The following is a 16,949-nucleotide window of genomic DNA, read 5'->3' as shown; positions in this document are numbered from 1 at the left end:
CGGTGGGACAGACGGTTTTCATCCCTCGTGAACTCGATGCCAACGAGCCGCGCGTAGCGGCTTCGCCCGACACGGTGAAACGGCTGGCGGGGCTTGGCTTCGATGTTGTCGTCGAGACCGGTGCCGGCGCGAGGTCGCGCATCCCCGACGAGGAATTCGCCAAGGCCGGTGCCGCCATCGGCAAGGCTGGCGATGTCGCCAAGGCCAATGTGGTGCTGAAGGTCCGCCGGCCGACGGATACCGAGCTGAAGGGCTACAAGCCCGGTACGGCTGTCATCGCCATCATGGATCCCTATGGCAATGACGCCGCCGTCGCGGCCCTGGCCAAAGCCGGTGTCACCGCCTTCTCGATGGAGTTCATGCCGCGCATCACCCGCGCCCAGTCGATGGATGTGCTGTCCTCGCAGGCCAATCTCGCCGGCTATCAGGCGGTCATCGACGGCGCTTCGGAATATGATCGCGCCTTGCCGATGATGATGACGGCGGCGGGCACGGTGCCGGCGGCGAAGGTCTTCATCATGGGCGTCGGCGTCGCCGGCCTGCAGGCGATCGCCACCGCGCGTCGCCTCGGTGCGGTCGTCACCGCCACCGACGTGCGCCCCGCCGCCAAGGAACAGGTCGCCTCGCTCGGCGCAAAATTCCTCGCGGTCGAGGATGACGAATTCAAGGCGGCCGAGACGGCTGGCGGCTACGCCAAGGAAATGTCGAAGGAGTATCAGGCCAAGCAGGCGGCGCTCACGGCCGAGCACATCGCCAAGCAGGACATCGTCATCACCACGGCGTTGATTCCCGGTCGGCCGGCGCCGAAGCTGGTGTCGGCGGCCATGGTCGCCTCGATGAAGCCGGGCTCGGTGCTCGTCGATCTGGCGGTCGAGCGCGGCGGCAATGTCGAGGGCGCTGAGGCCGGCAAGGTCGTCACCACGGCCAACAACGTCAAGATCGTTGGCCATCTCAATGTGCCGGGCCGCGTCGCCGCATCCGCCTCGCTGCTCTATGCCAAGAATCTGTTCGCTTTCCTCGAGACGCTGGTCGACAAGACCACCAAGGCGCTTGCGATCAACCGCGATGACGATCTGGTCAAGGCAACGATGCTGACCGATGGCGGCAAGGTCGTTCATCCGGCCTTCGCCAAGGCCGACCAGCAGCCTCATGTCGAACCCGCCGCGATCCCAGCCACCACCATGGTCGCCGACGCTTCGGCCAAACCCGCTGCTGCAAAGAAGGCCGCGCCCAAGAAACCGGCCGCACCCAAGTCGCCCTCGTCGAAGTCGAAAGGCATTGCGTGATGGATCAGACCCTGCAGAAAGCCCTCGACCAGCTCGACCAGGCCTCCGCCGCCGTTCGGCTGGCGGTACAGAACATGGCGACCGCGCCCGGCGGTGCTGAAGCGGCGGGTGATGCCGCGCACGCCCTATCCGGTGGTGCCATCGATCCCTTTGTCTTCCGCTTCGCCATCTTCGTGCTGGCGATCTTCGTCGGCTACTACGTCGTCTGGTCGGTGACCCCCGCTTTGCACACGCCGCTGATGGCCGTCACCAACGCCATCTCGTCGGTCATTGTCGTCGGAGCGCTGCTTGCCGTCGGCATCGCCGCCTCCGGCATTGCCGCCGGCTTCGGCTTCGTCGCGCTGATGCTGGTCTCGGTCAACATCTTCGGCGGCTTCCTCGTCACCCAGCGCATGCTGGCCATGTACAAGAAGAAGGACAAGTAGAGCGCCATGAACGCCAACTTCGCGTCCTTCCTCTATCTGGTTTCCGGCGTCCTGTTCATCATGGCGCTGCGTGGCCTGTCGCATCCGACCACCAGCCGCCAGGGCAACCTCTACGGCATGATCGGCATGGGCATCGCCATCGCCACCACGCTGGCGCTGGCAACCCCGTCGGCCGGCCGTTTCGGCCTGATCGTGCTTGGCCTCGCCATCGGTGGCGGTGTCGGCGCCATCACCGCGCGCCGCATCGCCATGACCTCGATGCCGCAGTTGGTAGCTGCCTTCCACTCGCTGGTCGGCCTTGCCGCCGTCATGGTGGCGGCAGCAGCCATCTATGCGCCGGAAAGCTTCGGCATCGGCACGGCCGGCGACATCCATGCCCAGGCCCTGATCGAGATGAGCCTTGGCGTTGCCATCGGCGCCATCACCTTCACTGGCTCGGTCATCGCCTTCCTGAAGCTCGACGGACGCATGTCGGGCAAGCCGATCATGATCGGCGGCCGGCACTTCATCAACGCCGCCCTTGGCATCGCTTTGATCGTGCTGATCGTGCTTCTGGTCGGCACGGAATCGAAGCTGGTGTTCTGGCTGATCGTCGCCGCATCGCTGGTGCTGGGTATCCTGCTCATCATTCCGATCGGCGGCGCCGACATGCCGGTCGTCGTCTCGATGCTCAACTCCTATTCCGGTTGGGCAGCGGCCGCCCTTGGCTTCACGCTCGGCAATCTGGCGCTCATCATCACCGGTGCGCTGGTCGGCTCGTCCGGCGCGATCCTGTCCTACATCATGTGCAAGGGCATGAACCGCTCCTTCATCTCGGTCATCCTCGGTGGCTTTGGCGGCGAGACGGCGGCAGCGGCGGATGACGGCATCGAGCGCACGGTCAAGCAGGGTTCGGCCGACGATGCGGCCTATCTGATGATGAACGCGCAGAAGGTCATCATCGTGCCGGGCTACGGCATGGCGGTTGCCCAGGCTCAGCACGCGCTGCGCGAGATGGCTGACAAGCTCAAGGCCAACGGTGTCGACGTCAAGTACGCCATTCATCCTGTCGCCGGCCGCATGCCTGGCCACATGAACGTGCTCTTGGCCGAGGCCAACGTGCCCTACGACGAGGTGTTCGAGCTCGAGGACATCAACTCCGAATTCGCGCAGGCCGACGTCGCCTATGTCATCGGCGCCAACGACGTCACCAACCCGTCCGCCCGCGATGACAAGTCCTCGCCGATCTACGGCATGCCGATCCTCGACGTCGACAAGGCCCGCACCTGCCTGTTCGTCAAGCGCTCGCTCGGCTCCGGCTATGCCGGCATCGACAACACGCTGTTCTACAAGGACGGCACCATGATGCTGCTCGGCGACGCCAAGAAGATGACCGAGGAGATCGTCAAGGCCATGGATCACTGATCGGCGGATCAGCGCAGAGACACGCCAAGAAACGCCCGGCCTCGCGCCGGCCTTTTTCTTGGCTTGACGGCGGTTTCGGGGCTACGATGACGAATGCCCGTCCCGTCGACGGGATTGTCGTCAACGGAGACGTTGGTGCCCGACCCCATAGCATCGCAGGCCACCCCAAAAGCGCCGCGCAAGCTCAGCCAGGCGGTGGTGATCGTGCATGGCATGGGCGAACAGCGGCCCATGGATACGCTGCGGGGCTTTGTCCAGGCGGTCTGGAGCCATGACCCCGCCCGTGCGCCGTTTTATGCCCATGTCGCCGATCCGGCCGACCCCGCTGGCGCGAAGATCAACCAGAGCTGGATCACACCCGACAGCCGGACAAATTCGTACGAACTTCGCCGCATCACGACGCCTTACGATGTCGATGGCCGTCGCACCGATTTCTACGAGCTTTACTGGGCCGACATCACGCAAGGCACGACACGGGGCCGGCTCGCGGCCTGGGTGACGAACCTGCTGTGGCGCAAGCCCGCCGACATTCCGCGCGACGCCCGCAAGCTCTATCTCGTCACCCTCGTTGCCGTCATCGTCGTCCTGTGCGCGACGCTGGCGCTGGCGACGTCGGTTTGGCAAGGCTACATGTCCTGGGCCGCCGGCGTGCTCGTCACGATCCTGGCCTCATTCGTTATCTGGTCGGTCGACCGGTTCGGCCTTCCCTATTTCGGCGATGTCGCCGCCTATGTGCGTGCGGAAGCGGCGACGGTCGAGAAGCGCGCGCTGATCCGTGACCGTGGCCTGAGGCTGCTGAAGCGCCTGATGTTGGACGACACCTACGACCGGATCGTGCTCGTCTCGCACAGTCTGGGGTCGATGATCGCCTATGATCTCTTGCAGATATTGTGGGCCGATTTCAGGCCCCGAAAACTGGAGGCTATCCGCGACAAGACCAAATTGAAGGCGATCCGCGCCATCGACAAGGCGACGCTCAGTTCCGACGGTTCCTCATGGCCGGATAGGCTGGACGACCTCGCCAGTTTCCGGCGTGATCAGTGGGAGCTATACCGACAGCTGCGGACGAAAGACCCCGACCATCCGCAGCCGTGGAAGATCAGTGATTTCGTCACGCTCGGCAGTCCGCTGACCCACAGTGAGTTTCTGGTGACACATGATCTCGCCGAGTTCCGGCGCGGCATTGCCGAGCGACTGTTCTCGGCCTGTCCGCCAATCGCCGAAGGGGCGGCCGGCGGCGGCTCTATCCTCTATCAGCAAGGGCGCAGTCCTTCAGGCAAACCGAAACGGGCGGTGCACCATGGCGCGGTGTTTGCCGCAACGCGATGGACCAACATCTTCGACAGGGGCAATGGCTGGCTGACCGGCGACCCGATTTCCGGACCGATGACCGAGAATTTCGGCCCCGGCGTGGACAACGTCCAGGTCGAGTTGCACGGCTCCCTCGGCCGCATCTTCACGCATACGCTCTATTGGTCGCTGGCGGCAACCGGCGTCGAGGTCGCCGCGTCGGCAGGCGTTGTGCCACGCACGCATCTTGCCGTATTGCGCGACGCTGTCGATCTTGGCCGCAAGCTGGAGCCAAGCCAAGCGCCGGCGACTGCCAAACGATAAGAACAGAGAGATCCCACCGCGCTGCACGGCAATTCAAACAGAAATCCACTCCGGGCTTGGCCCGGAGTGGATTGATTTGCTTCGGCCCCAGAATCAGCGGCCGGTCAGGAACACCGCCTCCTCGTCGTCGCGCTGCCTGCCGCCGAGGGCCGCCGCAGCACTTGCGATAAAGGCACCGATGGCCAGCGACAGCGCACCAAGCAGCGCAAAGGTCGCGCTACCTTTCCTGGCGGTGTCGGCAGCCTGCTGCGCCTTGACCTTGGCGTCCTGAGCCTTGGCAAGGATCGCGTCGACCCGCGCCTTGGCATCTGCTTCCGAGAGTCCGGTGCGGGCAGCGACCAGTTGCGACAGATAGGTCTTGTCGTCGGCCGAAATCTCGCCGGCAGCAGCGCTGGCGATCAGGATGCGCGAGGCTTGCCCAACCGCGGCGGCATCGCTGTCCGGATTGGCCGCCGTGAGCTTGCCTGCATCGGCCGGGCGGAACAGCGAATCCACCAGATAAGACGTCGCATTGTCGGGCGAAACGCCGTTGGCGGAAGCACCGGCTGACGCGCCCATGGCTGCACCCGAAGCGACGGTCGAGACCGCCTGCACGCCCGACCCCAGCGCAGCGGACAGAGCCGAGCCAAGCACCCCGACGACGAGCAAGGTGGCCAATGCCCAGGCGAGGAAGCCGTGGGCGGTGTCACGGAAATAGACCTCGTCGGTATGGATGCCGACCCATTTGGTGCGCAGGCGCCCTGCAAGGTAGCCGCCGACACCGGAGGACAGCCATTGCACGATGATCAGCCAGATAGCGGTGGACACCGCGAATGTGGTGACCGATGCGCCTGAGCCCGACCAGGGTGACACCATGGTCAGCCCCAGCCCTGAGCCGAGCAGCATGAGGATCAAGGTCAACGTCGAGGCCGCGAAGGCACCGGCGATGATTGGTCCCCAACTGACGGCGGGAGTTGAGGATTCAGTAGAAGCGGAAACGTCGACAGCCGATAGGGTGGACTGCATGAACTTCCCCCTACCGTACGAAAAGCATAATCAGAATGATAATTGGAATCGGGATTCCAAGTAGCCAGAGCAAGATACCGCGTCCCATGAAGGCCTCCTGTGAGAAATTGTGATCGATACTGTCACAATGTCCCTCGGGAGCTTCCGTTCCGGCGGGTTATGAAATGATTTTGTTTGCCTCCGATGGAACAATTGGCGCGCCGCAGCGCGCCAATGCCGGAGATCAATATCCGTGAAGATCAAATGTCCAGGTTGGCGACCGACAAGGCGTTGTCCTGGATGAACTCCCGCCTCGGCTCCACCTCGTCGCCCATCAGCCGCGAGAAAAGGCTGTCGGCGTCGGTGGCGTCGTTGACCTTGACCTGCAGCAGCGAGCGCACATTCGGGTCGAGCGTGGTTTCCCAGAGCTGCTCGGCGTTCATCTCGCCGAGACCCTTGTAGCGCTGCATGGTCAGGCCCTTGCGGCCGGTCGCAAAGACGGCGTTGAGCAGCGCCAGCGGCCCCGAGATGGTTTCGGCGACATCCTTGCGGCGCAGCACCGGCGGCGTCCCGTAGACCTCGCTGAGGCGCTGTGCGTAGCGGTCGAGCTGCCGTGCATCGGCCGAATTGATCAGCGCCAGGTCGAGATGCGCGTATTCCTTGACGCTGCGCACCGTACGCTCGAACACATAGCCGCCGACGCCTTCGTTCGAAGTCGACATGCGGCCGGTCCAGCCGCGCTCGGTGTCCTCGGCGATGATGTCGAGGCGTTTTGCAATCCGCTCCGCCATGGCATCGGCGCGGCCGAGATCTGTGAAGACGTCGGGGTTGAGCCCGCCGGCGATCGCCGCCTGTTCGACCACGCCTCTGTTGTAGCGCGTGTGCAGCCCGTTGATCAGCTGGCGCACCGCCAGCGCATCGTCGATGGCGCTGCGCAGGTCCTGTCCGGTGCGAACCTCGCCGGAGCCGAGCGAAAGCGATGCTTCCTCGAGTCCCGAGCCGATCAGGAACTCCTCGAAGGCGCTCTCGTCCTTGATGTATTGCGAGCTCTTGCCGCGGGTCACTTTGTAGAGCGGCGGCTGGGCGATGTAGAGATGGCCGCGCTCGATCAGTTCCGGCATCTGCCGGAAGAAGAAGGTGAGCAGCAAGGTGCGGATGTGGGCGCCGTCGACGTCGGCGTCGGTCATCAGGATGATCTTGTGGTAGCGCAGCTTGTCGGCGTTGAACTCGTCCTTGCCGATCGAGGTACCGAGCGCGGTGATCAGCGTGCCGATCATGTCGGAGCCGAGCATGCGGTCGAAGCGTGCCCGCTCGACATTGAGGATCTTGCCGCGCAGCGGCAGGATCGCCTGGTTCTGGCGCGAACGGCCGCCCTTGGCCGAGCCGCCGGCGGAATCGCCCTCGACGATGAAGATCTCGGATTTCGCCGGGTCGCGTTCCTGGCAGTCGGCCAGCTTGCCGGGCAGCGAGGTGACGCCGAGCGAGCTCTTGCGGGTGATGTCGCGCGCCTTGCGCGCGGCTTCACGTGCCGCCGCGGCCTGGATCACCTTCTCGATGACCACCTTGCCCTCGCTCGGGTGTTCCTCCAGCCAGGTCCCGAGCGCTTCGTTGACCAGCCCTTCGACCACCGGACGGACCTCCGACGAGACCAGCTTGTCCTTGGTTTGTGAGGAGAACTTTGGATCGGGAACCTTGACCGACAGCACCGCCGTCAGGCCCTCGCGGCAATCGTCGCCGATCAGCGAGACCTTTTCCTTCTTGGTCAGGCCCGAGGAGTCGCCATAGCCGGTGACCTGACGGGTCAGCGCACCGCGGAAACCGGCGAGATGGGTGCCGCCGTCGCGCTGCGGGATGTTGTTGGTGAAGGCCAGCACGTTCTCGTGGTAGCTGTCATTCCACCACATCGCCACCTCGACGGTGATGCCGTCGCGCTCGGCCTTGATGGCGATCGGTTTGTCGATCAGCGGTTTCTTGACCCGGTCGAGATATTTGACGAACTCTTCCAGCCCGCCATCATAGTGCAGCTCGTGGCGCACGACGTCGGCATGGCGGGCATCGGTCAAAACGATGCGCACGCCGGAGTTGAGGAAGGCAAGCTCGCGCAGCCGATGTTCCAGCGTGCCGAAGTCGAACTCGACCATGGTGAAGGTTTCGGCCGACGGGAAGAAGGTGATCTCGCTGCCGCTGCGTCCTTCATAGGTGCCGGCAACCTTGTTTTGCTCATAGCTGCCCGTCGCCTTCAGCGGCGCGTCGGCATTGCCATGCGTGAAGCTCATCTCGAAGATTTGGCCGTTGCGGCGGATCTTGAGCTTCAGCCATGCCGAAAGCGCGTTGACCACCGAGACGCCGACGCCATGCAGGCCGCCCGACACCTTGTAGGAATTCTGGTCGAACTTGCCGCCGGCGTGCAGCTGCGTCATGATCACTTCGGCAGCGGAAATGCCTTCGCCGGTGTGGATATCGGTCGGAATGCCGCGGCCATTGTCGATCACGGTGACCGAACCATCGGGGTTGAGCGTCACGGTGACGAGGTCGGCATGACCGGCCAGGGCCTCGTCGATGGCGTTGTCGACCACCTCGTAGACCATGTGATGCAGGCCGGAACCGTCGTCGGTGTCGCCGATGTACATGCCGGGGCGTTTGCGGACAGCATCCAACCCCTTCAAAACCTTGATGGAATCGGCGCCGTATTCGGCTTCAGCGCCGTTGTTGTTGTCGATCTGATCGCTCATGAAAACCTGTTGTCTGGATGCCGCTTGCACGGTGCTAAAAATCGGCACCGAATCGCGCCTCTGATATTGCCTAGATATAGGCGCTAAAGGCGGTTTTTCCAAGGTTTGCAGGCATTTCCGGGGTGAATCCCGAGCCGGCAGCCGGCTATTTTTTTCGAGCGCCGGATTTGGCGAGGAGGCTGCGCAAATATTTGATCATGAATTTGTCTCCGGGCGCCAGCCGCCCCGTCCGGTCGAGCTCCAGCGTTAGGTTGAGCGCCGTGGTCAGCGCGGCCTTCGGATCCCTCGCCACATAGGCATAGGCGACGTAGGCGCGCGCCAGATCGATTTGCCAGATCGCATTGTTCGGATCGGACTGGGCCAATTTCTGGGCAATAGCGAGGCTGGCCTCGAAGGCCGCCTTGGAACCCTCAAAGTGACGTCGGTCGGTTTCCAGATACCCGATCTTCTGCAGGGTGATCGAAACATCGCGTTGCCAGTTCAAATTGGCAGGATCCAGCTTGGCCAGCCGGACGGCTATAGCAAGGCTGTCCTGATAGTTTTGCAGGGCACCGCTGGCATCGCCCTGCACTCTAAGCACCTCGGCGACCCGCTCGAGACACACCGACAGGTCGCGCTGCCAGTCCGTGTTGCCGGGATCGATGGCGGCAAGGTCGCGCGCCGTGGCCAGCGCCTGCTGGTGGGCCTCCAGCGCGCGCGGCCAATCCTTCTGGTCGCTGTAAGCATTGCCGATTTTGGAGTAACCAATCGACAGGTCGCGCTTCAAGTCGGTAGCGTTGGGGTCGCGGCGCGCCAAGTCTTCGGCGATCGCCTGGCTCTTGTTGAAGGCCGCGAGCGCACCGGCGGCGTCGCCGCGCTCCCGCAGCAGATCACCGATCTTGGTTTGGCTGACTGAGACAGCGCGTTGGAGCCGCGCGTCATCGGGCTTGTTCTCGGCCAGCGCCAGCCGAATTCTCAGGCTCTCTTCAAACGCTGTCTGGGCGCCGTCCAACTGACCGGCGGTACGGGCAAGGTCGCCGATTTCGTCGTAGGTGATTGTCAGATCATTGAGCAGATCGGCGCGGCCCGGCTCCGCATCGGCCAACTGTTGCTTGATCGAGAGGCTTTGTTGATAGGCTTGGGCGGCGGCGCCCACATCGCCTTGCGTCGCCAGCACGTTGCCGATCTTGTCGTTTGCCATGGCAAGATCGCCGAGCCAGTCTTTCTTGTCCGGCACGCTTGTGGTCAGGTCCTGCAGCATGTCCCTGGCCGCCTCATAGTTTTCCAGGGAGGTTGGCAGGTCGACTTGCGCCATCCTTACGTTGGCGAGCTTGATATGGCTGATGGCGAGATCGCGCTTGACGCTGGGATCAGTTTCCTGACGCGACCGCTGCTCGAGGTTGGCCAACAGTGCTGAGAAGGCGCGGCCGGCCGCCTCGACATTGCCAACCGTCGTATAGAGGGTACCGAGTTCCTCCAGCGTGCGGCTCTGGCGGTCGGCCTGTTCCAGGCTGAGTGAGGTCTGCCCGGCCTCGCCATAGAGTGCCAGCACCGATTCATAGTCGCTGATGGCCGTGGCGTAGTCGAGGTCGGCACGCGCCGCACCACCTGAGAGAAAACGCGTCGCGGCTTCGGAAAGCGTGCGGCCGACGAAGTTGGCCTTCAGCGCGTTGCGCGAGGTTTTGTCGATGTCGGCGGCCTTGGCGAGGATCGCGCGTGCGCCATCGAAGGCGCCTAGCGACAGCTGCTCCTCGGCCTGTCGGCGCAGTTCCGTCACTTGCGGATCGTCGGAGGCGAGCGTTTTCATTTCGCTGCGCACCTTGACGAACGCGTCGGCCGCCTCGCGCAGCCTGGCGTTCAGACTGTCGGCCGACAAATGGCTGGCATCGGAACCGATCAACGCGCCATAGAGCGGCGCCAGCGGCATGTCGGCGTCGCTGGCGATCTGCTCGACCTGGCCGCGCATGTCCGGCGTCACGTCGGCCATGGCGAGCAGCAGGCGTTCGCGCTCCGGCAGTTGTTCCTTGGCTGCCGCGGCAAAGAACAGTTTCGGCAGGCCGCTCTCGACATAGGGCAGCTGCTTTCCACGCGACAGGTCATAGACCTCCTGCTGAACCAAAGTCAGCACCGAGCGGATCTCGAGACCGTCGGTGCCGAGATATTTGGTCAACGCCGTCGTGAACGGTGAATTCTGGCCGGTTCCGTCGGCCGCCGTCTCGCCGGGGGCGGCCGAGAACGCGAACAGGATGTTTTCGGCGCGGCCGATCCGGCCAAGCCCGGGCTTGACCTTCTCAGTGATATCCTTTGCCAGCCGCGCCGCGCCGCGCCCTTCGCCGCTGCTTCCCGAGAACGGATCGCTGCGGCAGGCGTCGAGCACGATCAGCCCGACCTTGGCGGTGGCGGCGACCGCGTCGCGCACCTCTTCAAGAGGCAGGCTGGTCTGCTCCAGCGCATCGAGCGAAGAGGCATCGGCATCGATCGGCAGCAGCCGGTTGTCGCCTGAGATTTCGACGCCATGGCCGGAGAAGTAGACCAGCGCCACATCGGCGCCTTTCCCATCCTGACGAAAATCGTCGAGCGCGCGGCGCATGCTTTGGAGATCGCGGTTGGTTTCGAGAACGACCTCGAAGCCGAGCTTCTTCAGCGACGCTTCCATCGCCTCGCCGTCATTGATCGGATTGGCGAGCGGCCTGACCAGACGATAATCGTCGTCGGCAATGACCAGCGCCACGCGCCGCTCCGCCACCGCGGTGGCGGTGGTCGTAAGCATCAGCAGCAAGGCAAACAGCAAGCGCAAGTCGAACCGCCCCCCCGGCTCAGTCATTCGCCAACCATTCCACCACTTTATGGCGCGAGCAAGCCGGGTCTTTGGCCGAAAACCGGCTCCTTCAGGCCGCCCGCATCGGCTTCAGGGCCTCGCTCCAGCGCAACAGCTCGTCCAGCATGGTCTTGGCTCCGCCCTGCACCTGCTCGCTGGCCCGGAAAGAGCCGTCGTGCTCGAGCAGTTTCTGATAGAGCGGCAAGGAAACACCTTCGGAGATCGGCATTACACCCACCGCAGTCAGCAGCGGCTTGAGCGCTTGCGCTGCGCGCAGGCCGCCGGAGACGCCGCCGTAGCTGAAGATGGCGGCGGGTTTGTATTTCCACTCGCGGGCGAGATAGTCGACCGCGTTGATGATCGCCGGGGCGGCGAAATAATTGTATTCCGGCGCCACGAAGACGAAGGCGTCGGCGGCATCGACCGCCTTCGACCAGGCCTTGGTGTGGTCGTTCTGATAGTTGCCAAGCTTGGGGTGATGCGGCTCGTCCAGAACCGGCAGATTGAACGCGGCGATGTCGGTCAGCACCGGTTCGAATTTCCCGTGTTCGCGCGCGAATGCCTCCAGCCACTCGGCAAAAACCGGTCCGGCACGGCCGGGCCGCGTGCTGCCGATGATGATGTTCAGCTGGTGCTTCAATGCGGGCTCCTTCGATGGGCAGTATCTGTTGGTGACTGTCACCTACGGCAGAGCGCGGCTGCGGACAAGGCAGGACTTCCAGGGGAACGGTCACAATTGGCTGAACAGCTTGTCTGCCGTCATATTTCAGGCTGCCGTTCGGCCACATGGACGCCTGGATTGCCAGCCACTACATTGAGGTATCAGCGGAGCACTTTATGGACGTCCAGCCCGCCCCTTTCGTTCCCCCGGCGCCGAAGCCGCGCACGACGCCGCCCTCGACGCTGGAGATGATTCGCATCGTCTACCGCAACCCGCTCGAACTGTGGGGCGAGCATACCTACAACGAGCCCTGGATTTCTGTGAATGGCATTGGTGGACATCTGGTCGTCGCCAACGATCCCGGCCTCATCCGCCACGTGCTGGTCGACAATGCCAAGAACTACAAGATGGCGACGGTGCGCCAGAAGATCCTGCGGCCGATCCTGCGCGACGGCCTGCTGACCGCCGAGGGCGAGGTCTGGAAGCGTTCGCGCAAAGCGATGGCGCCGGTGTTCACGCCGCGCCACATCTTCGGTTTCGCCGATCCGATGCTCAGGCGCACGCAAGAATTCGTCACCCGCTATGAGAGTGGCGGCACGTCCGACATCGCCCATGACATGACACTGCTCACCTACGACATCCTGGCCGAGACGCTGTTCTCCGGCGAGATATCAGGCGAGCCGGGCAGTTTCGGTAACGAAATCGACCGCCTGTTCGAGACCATGGGCCGCGTCGATCCGCTCGACCTGTTGCGCGCACCAGACTGGTTGCCGCGTCTCACCCGCATCCGTGGTCGCAAGACCATGGCCTATTTCCGCAAGATCGTCACCGACACGGTCAAGATGCGTGAAGAGAAATTCAAGCGCGATCCCGATGCCGTACCGCAGGATTTCCTGACGCTGCTGCTCAAGGCCGAAGGCCCCGAAGGGCTGACGCGGGCCGAGGTCGAGGACAACATCATCACCTTCATCGGCGCCGGCCACGAGACCACGGCGCGCGCACTCGGCTGGACGCTTTACTGTCTCGCGGAATCGCCGTGGGAGCGCGACAGGGTCGAGCAGGAGATCGACCAGGTGCTGGCGCGCGAGCCCGATCCGACGAAATGGCTCGACGCCATGCCGTTCACGCGTGCGGCTTTCGACGAGGCGCTGAGGCTCTACCCGCCGGCGCCGTCGATCAACCGCGAGCCGATCGAACCGGAAATGTGGAACGATCTTTATATCCCGAAACACGCCGCGGTGCTGGTCATGCCGTGGGTCGTCCATCGCCACAGGAAACTGTGGGACCGGCCCAACGCCTTCCTGCCTGAGCGCTTCCATCCGGGAAATCGCGAGAAGATCGACCGCTTCCAGTATCTGCCGTTTGGCGCGGGCCCGCGCGTCTGTATCGGCGCCAGCTTCGCCATGCAGGAGGCGATTATCGCGCTCGCCATCATGCTGTCGCGCTTCCGCTTCGACACCACGGCCGAAACGAAACCCTGGCCGGTGCAGAAGCTGACCACGCAGCCGCAAGGCGGCTTACCGATGCAGGTAACGCCGCGTTAGGTGCGCCGATATTCAGGTGATGCTGGCCTGCGAACGATGGCTTTCTGCGCTTCCGGTGCTCACGTCCTTCAAGTACGCCCCGCTCCGGTTCTCGGAACCCACCGACCTCAACCTGACCTGAATCTCAACACACCTTAGGAATGCCGAATTAAGCCGCGGGCTTGCGCTGCTGGAACTGGCCGGCGGCACGGAAGCGCCAGAGGTAGCTGGGCAGGATCGTGGCGATCGATTGCGGCTGGATGCCAAGCCCGGCCAATATCCGGTTGGCCTTGGCCGCCGCGTCCGAAACGATGTTGTGCTCGCGCAGCTGTATCACCTGGTCCTTGGTCAGCAGCGGATTGGGCAAGAGGCCGAGGATCGAGGCCTGGATATTCGCCACCCACCACGGCACCGGCACCAGCAGGCGCTTGCGTTCGATCACGTCAAGCAGTTCTTCCATGCACTCCTTGAAGGTCAGCACCTTGGGGCCGCCAAGCTCGTAGATCTGGCCGCCATCGACCTTGCCGTCGACCGAGCGTGCCACCGCTTCGGCGACGTCGCCGACATAGACCGGCTGGAACTTGGTCTGCCCGCCGCCGATCAGCGGCAGCACCGGCGAATAGCGCGCCATGCCGGCGAAGCGGTTGAAGAAACTGTCCTCGGGCCCGAAAATGATCGACGGCCGGAAGATCACGGCGTCCTTGATCGTCTCCAGGACGGCCTTTTCACCAAGCGCCTTGGTGCGTGCGTAGTCCGATTCGGACTCCAGATCGGCGCCAAGCGCCGAGATATGGGTGAGGCCGGCGCCAACGGCGCGCGCCGCTTCGGCCACCGCGCGGGCGCCGAACTCATGCACGGCGGAGAACTTCTGCCGGCCACTCTGATGCAGGATGGCGACCAGGTTGACGACATGGTCGGCTCCCTGCACGGCGCGGTCGACCGACCAGCGGACGCGCACATTGGCCTGTACCGGCTGGATCTGGCCGACATTGCCGAGCGGCTGCAGGTGACCGGCGAGATCGGGCCGCCGGCAGGCGACCCGGATGCGATAGCCGCGCTTGGCCAGCGCGCGCACGACATGGCGGCCGACAAAGCCTGAGCCGCCAAAGACGACGACGAGCTTTGGGGTCTGCAGGATTTCGGTCATGGCTGGCTCCGGCGCTCGCAAGCTTGGCTGAAGCCGTTTCATAATCCGTTTCGCGCCAAAGGCAAAGGGCGACGCGTGGTCGCTGCCGCCCTTGTTTCCAAGCAATTCCAGGAAAAGTGCGAAGCGGTTTCCTTGGGAATTGCGCCAGAACAAGACCGTGTCAGAACGCCTTGCCGATGCGGGTGTCGACCGAGTGACGGTTGCCGCCGCGAATGACGAAGAAGAGCAGGATCGCAGCCCACAAAAGCGACTTCTCGGCACCCGAAAAGCCTTGGCCCATAGTGACCCAGTGGAACCAGACCGTGACCAGCAGCACGAACAGGCCAGCAAAGGCGGCCGGCCGCGTCAAAAGGCCGATGGCAATCAAGATGCCGCCGAAAAATTCCGTGCAGGCCAGAAGCAACGACCACAAGGCGCCGGGATAGAAGCCGAGGCCCTCGACCATCTCGGCGGCGCCGAAAGGGGTGGTGATCTTCTGCGAGCCATGCACGGTGAGAAACGCACCGGCGACGACGCGAAGAACGGTTTCACCGGCGTCATGCAGCGACGAATACAGGCGGCCAAGCACTGGAACGATCAGCTTGCCGCGGGAGGCGTCGGTGGTCACGGACATCGTAGCTCCTGTTTTTGTGATATTTCCTTGCAAACGCCCGATGGCTCCCATCAAGTCAAGTTAACAAAAGTTAACTTTCATCATCATGTTTTGGCGCATGCGGAGGATGAAACGCAGAAAACCCCGCCGAAGCGGGGTTTTCCGGGTGACGCAACGGTCGAGACAGGGTCCAACGAGGCGGCTGACCTGAGACGGCATACGCTCGCCCCGACCCTAAACGCATCCGACTGAAGACACCGACCGGGCAAACCCGACCCGGACACCCATTGGTCGTTGCCGCGCCGGAAAAGGTTCAACAGGCGTGCTGCGAACAGCTATTCTTCGGGTAGTTTCTCTGGCTCCGAGCGACCACCCGTGCAAACCCAGACTTCGCCAGATGCGGAGCTGCGGTCGACCCATTTTTGCCAATGGCGACTTAGCCACTCAGGCGAAATGGCTCCCTTGTCTTGCATTTTCGCTTCCTCTGGGAGAATCACGAGAACATTGCCTGCATCGTAGCCACAATCGCGAACGAGACCCAAGCCCGACCCCTCATGCGTTGCAAAAAGCATGTAGTCGAGGATTTCTTCTTTGGGCGTCATCCTCCGGTACCGAAATAGCGATCCACGAAAAAGAGGCTGATCGTCTCGCATATCCAGCAGCTTGGTCCAGATCATTTCTTGATATCCAGGTCGAGCTTACTAACATCCGCTTCAGGAAGAATAGCGCTCGGCAAATTCGGAAATGCGCTGCACCACCGCCTTCGGCGCGGTGATGCCCCGCGCCTGCGCCTTCTCGGCGGCTTCGGCCCGGGCACGCCCGGGCACATGCACGCCGAAGCGCCGCCGCAGCCGGTCGAGCTGGTCCTTCATCCGCTGCTCGAAATCGGGATCGAGCAGCTTGGGCTCGACGGCAAGCACGAACAGACCGGTTCCGGGGCTGTCCGGTCCGCCGGAGAACCATGGCGCGTCGAGCGACCAGTTGGCGCCCGACAGGCCCGCCGCCAGCACTTCGACCATCAGCGCGATGTTGGCGCCGCGCTGGCCGCCGAAGGCAAGCATGGCGCCCTTCATGGCGGCGGCCGGATCGGTGGTCGGGTTGCCGCTGGCATCCAGCGCCCAGCCTTCGGGGATTTTTTTGCCGTCTTCCGCCGCCTTGCGGATGTTGACGAAGGCGGTAGCACTCGACGACTGGTCGATGACCAGCGGCGCGCCGTCGGCGGCAGGTGCTGCAAACGACATCGGGTTGGTGCAGTAGACCGGCTTGACCGAGCCTGAGCCGGCGAGCACCGCCGGGCCATTGGTGGCGGCGAACGACACCAGCCCAAGTTCTGCCAGCCTGCCGGTGAAGTAGCCGAGCGCGCCGCATGTATAGGCGTTCTTCTGCGAGAAGATGGCGACACCGAACAGCTTTGCCGCCTTGGCGAGGTCGTCGATGGTGCGGTCGAAGCCTGTATGCGCCAGTCCGCCGCGTGCGTCGGAGAGATAGACCGCCAGCGCCGGCCGGGTGATCACCGGGTCGGCATTGCCGTCGATGCGTCCGGCTTCAAGCGCCTCGAGATAGTCGATGAAATGCGACAGCCCGACGGTCGAAAGCCCTTCCGACTCGGCGGCGATGATCGAGGCGGTGAGCGATTGCGCCGCTTCCTCATTGGCGCCTGCGCCGAGCGCCGCCATCCGGCAAAGTCCTTTCGCCTGGTCGAGACTGAGTTGCATCATGGCTGCCTCTAAGTGGGTAGGGAGTGGTGGCTAGTGAATAGAGGATGCGGTGCGCCGCTTCTACCC

13 protein-coding genes are annotated in these 16,949 nt (G+C 63.6%); 5 read left to right on the top strand and 8 right to left on the bottom strand.

Features of this window, described 5'->3' with window-relative positions:
• The first annotated feature begins 2 nt into the window (after positions 1–2).
• The 4 genes from AC0ZT5_RS13265 to AC0ZT5_RS13250 all read left to right on the top strand — a co-directional run bounded on the left by AC0ZT5_RS13265 (position 3) and on the right by AC0ZT5_RS13250 (position 4,729).
• A complete protein-coding gene (locus AC0ZT5_RS13265) occupies positions 3–1,286 on the top strand; it encodes a Re/Si-specific NAD(P)(+) transhydrogenase subunit alpha (RefSeq protein WP_488496793.1) in 1,284 nt (427 codons plus the stop codon).
• Positions 1,286–1,711, top strand: coding sequence for a proton-translocating transhydrogenase family protein (locus AC0ZT5_RS13260; protein WP_091581083.1), 426 nt, complete (start codon positions 1,286–1,288; stop codon positions 1,709–1,711). Before AC0ZT5_RS13265 ends, AC0ZT5_RS13260 begins: the two co-directional genes overlap by 1 nt.
• Before the next feature lie 6 nt (positions 1,712–1,717).
• Complete coding sequence (locus tag AC0ZT5_RS13255; RefSeq protein WP_184873197.1) at positions 1,718–3,115, top strand: NAD(P)(+) transhydrogenase (Re/Si-specific) subunit beta; 1,398 nt, start codon at positions 1,718–1,720, stop codon at positions 3,113–3,115.
• 135 nt (positions 3,116–3,250) lie between these two features.
• Positions 3,251–4,729: a hypothetical protein gene (locus AC0ZT5_RS13250; RefSeq protein WP_488496792.1), complete on the top strand. Its 1,479-nt coding sequence runs from the start codon at positions 3,251–3,253 to the stop codon at positions 4,727–4,729.
• Positions 4,730–4,822: 93 nt separating this feature from the next.
• On the opposite strand, the gene AC0ZT5_RS13245 is transcribed toward AC0ZT5_RS13250, so the two are convergent.
• The 4 genes from AC0ZT5_RS13245 to AC0ZT5_RS13230 form a co-directional block, all read right to left on the bottom strand.
• Complete coding sequence (locus AC0ZT5_RS13245) at positions 4,823–5,734, bottom strand: hypothetical protein (RefSeq protein ID WP_488496791.1); 912 nt, start codon at positions 5,732–5,734, stop codon at positions 4,823–4,825.
• Positions 5,735–5,973: 239 nt separating this feature from the next.
• Entirely contained in the window at positions 5,974–8,445 is a 2,472-nt protein-coding gene (gene gyrB / locus AC0ZT5_RS13240; RefSeq protein ID WP_488496790.1) for a DNA topoisomerase (ATP-hydrolyzing) subunit B, read from the bottom strand.
• A 145-nt stretch (positions 8,446–8,590) separates the two neighbouring features.
• Complete coding sequence (locus tag AC0ZT5_RS13235; protein ID WP_488496789.1) at positions 8,591–11,248, bottom strand: caspase family protein; 2,658 nt, start codon at positions 11,246–11,248, stop codon at positions 8,591–8,593.
• A gap of 64 nt (positions 11,249–11,312) precedes the next feature.
• The gene (locus AC0ZT5_RS13230; RefSeq protein WP_488496788.1) at positions 11,313–11,882 is read right to left on the bottom strand and encodes an NADPH-dependent FMN reductase; all 570 of its coding nucleotides are present in this window, start codon (positions 11,880–11,882) and stop codon (positions 11,313–11,315) included.
• A gap of 197 nt (positions 11,883–12,079) precedes the next feature.
• Here AC0ZT5_RS13230 and AC0ZT5_RS13225 point away from each other — a divergent pair, with 197 nt between their 5' ends.
• A complete protein-coding gene (locus tag AC0ZT5_RS13225) occupies positions 12,080–13,447 on the top strand; it encodes a cytochrome P450 (RefSeq protein ID WP_488496787.1) in 1,368 nt (455 codons plus the stop codon).
• Between the two features lie 148 nt (positions 13,448–13,595).
• Here the strand turns inward: AC0ZT5_RS13225 and AC0ZT5_RS13220 are convergent, their stop codons facing one another.
• The 4 genes from AC0ZT5_RS13220 to AC0ZT5_RS13205 form a co-directional block, all read right to left on the bottom strand.
• Positions 13,596–14,573, bottom strand: coding sequence for a complex I NDUFA9 subunit family protein (locus AC0ZT5_RS13220; protein WP_488496786.1), 978 nt, complete (start codon positions 14,571–14,573; stop codon positions 13,596–13,598).
• Positions 14,574–14,733: 160 nt separating this feature from the next.
• Positions 14,734–15,186: a DoxX family protein gene (locus tag AC0ZT5_RS13215; protein WP_488496785.1), complete on the bottom strand. Its 453-nt coding sequence runs from the start codon at positions 15,184–15,186 to the stop codon at positions 14,734–14,736.
• Between the two features lie 314 nt (positions 15,187–15,500).
• A complete protein-coding gene (gene imm45 / locus AC0ZT5_RS13210) occupies positions 15,501–15,842 on the bottom strand; it encodes an Imm45 family immunity protein (protein ID WP_477281621.1) in 342 nt (113 codons plus the stop codon).
• Positions 15,843–15,878: 36 nt separating this feature from the next.
• Complete coding sequence (locus AC0ZT5_RS13205; protein WP_488496876.1) at positions 15,879–16,880, bottom strand: Ldh family oxidoreductase; 1,002 nt, start codon at positions 16,878–16,880, stop codon at positions 15,879–15,881.
• Between the last annotated feature and the right edge of the window lie 69 nt (positions 16,881–16,949).

It is taken from the genome of Mesorhizobium sp. CNPSo 4670 (assembly GCF_057784235.1).
This window is presented reverse-complemented; position numbering and strand designations above follow the sequence as displayed.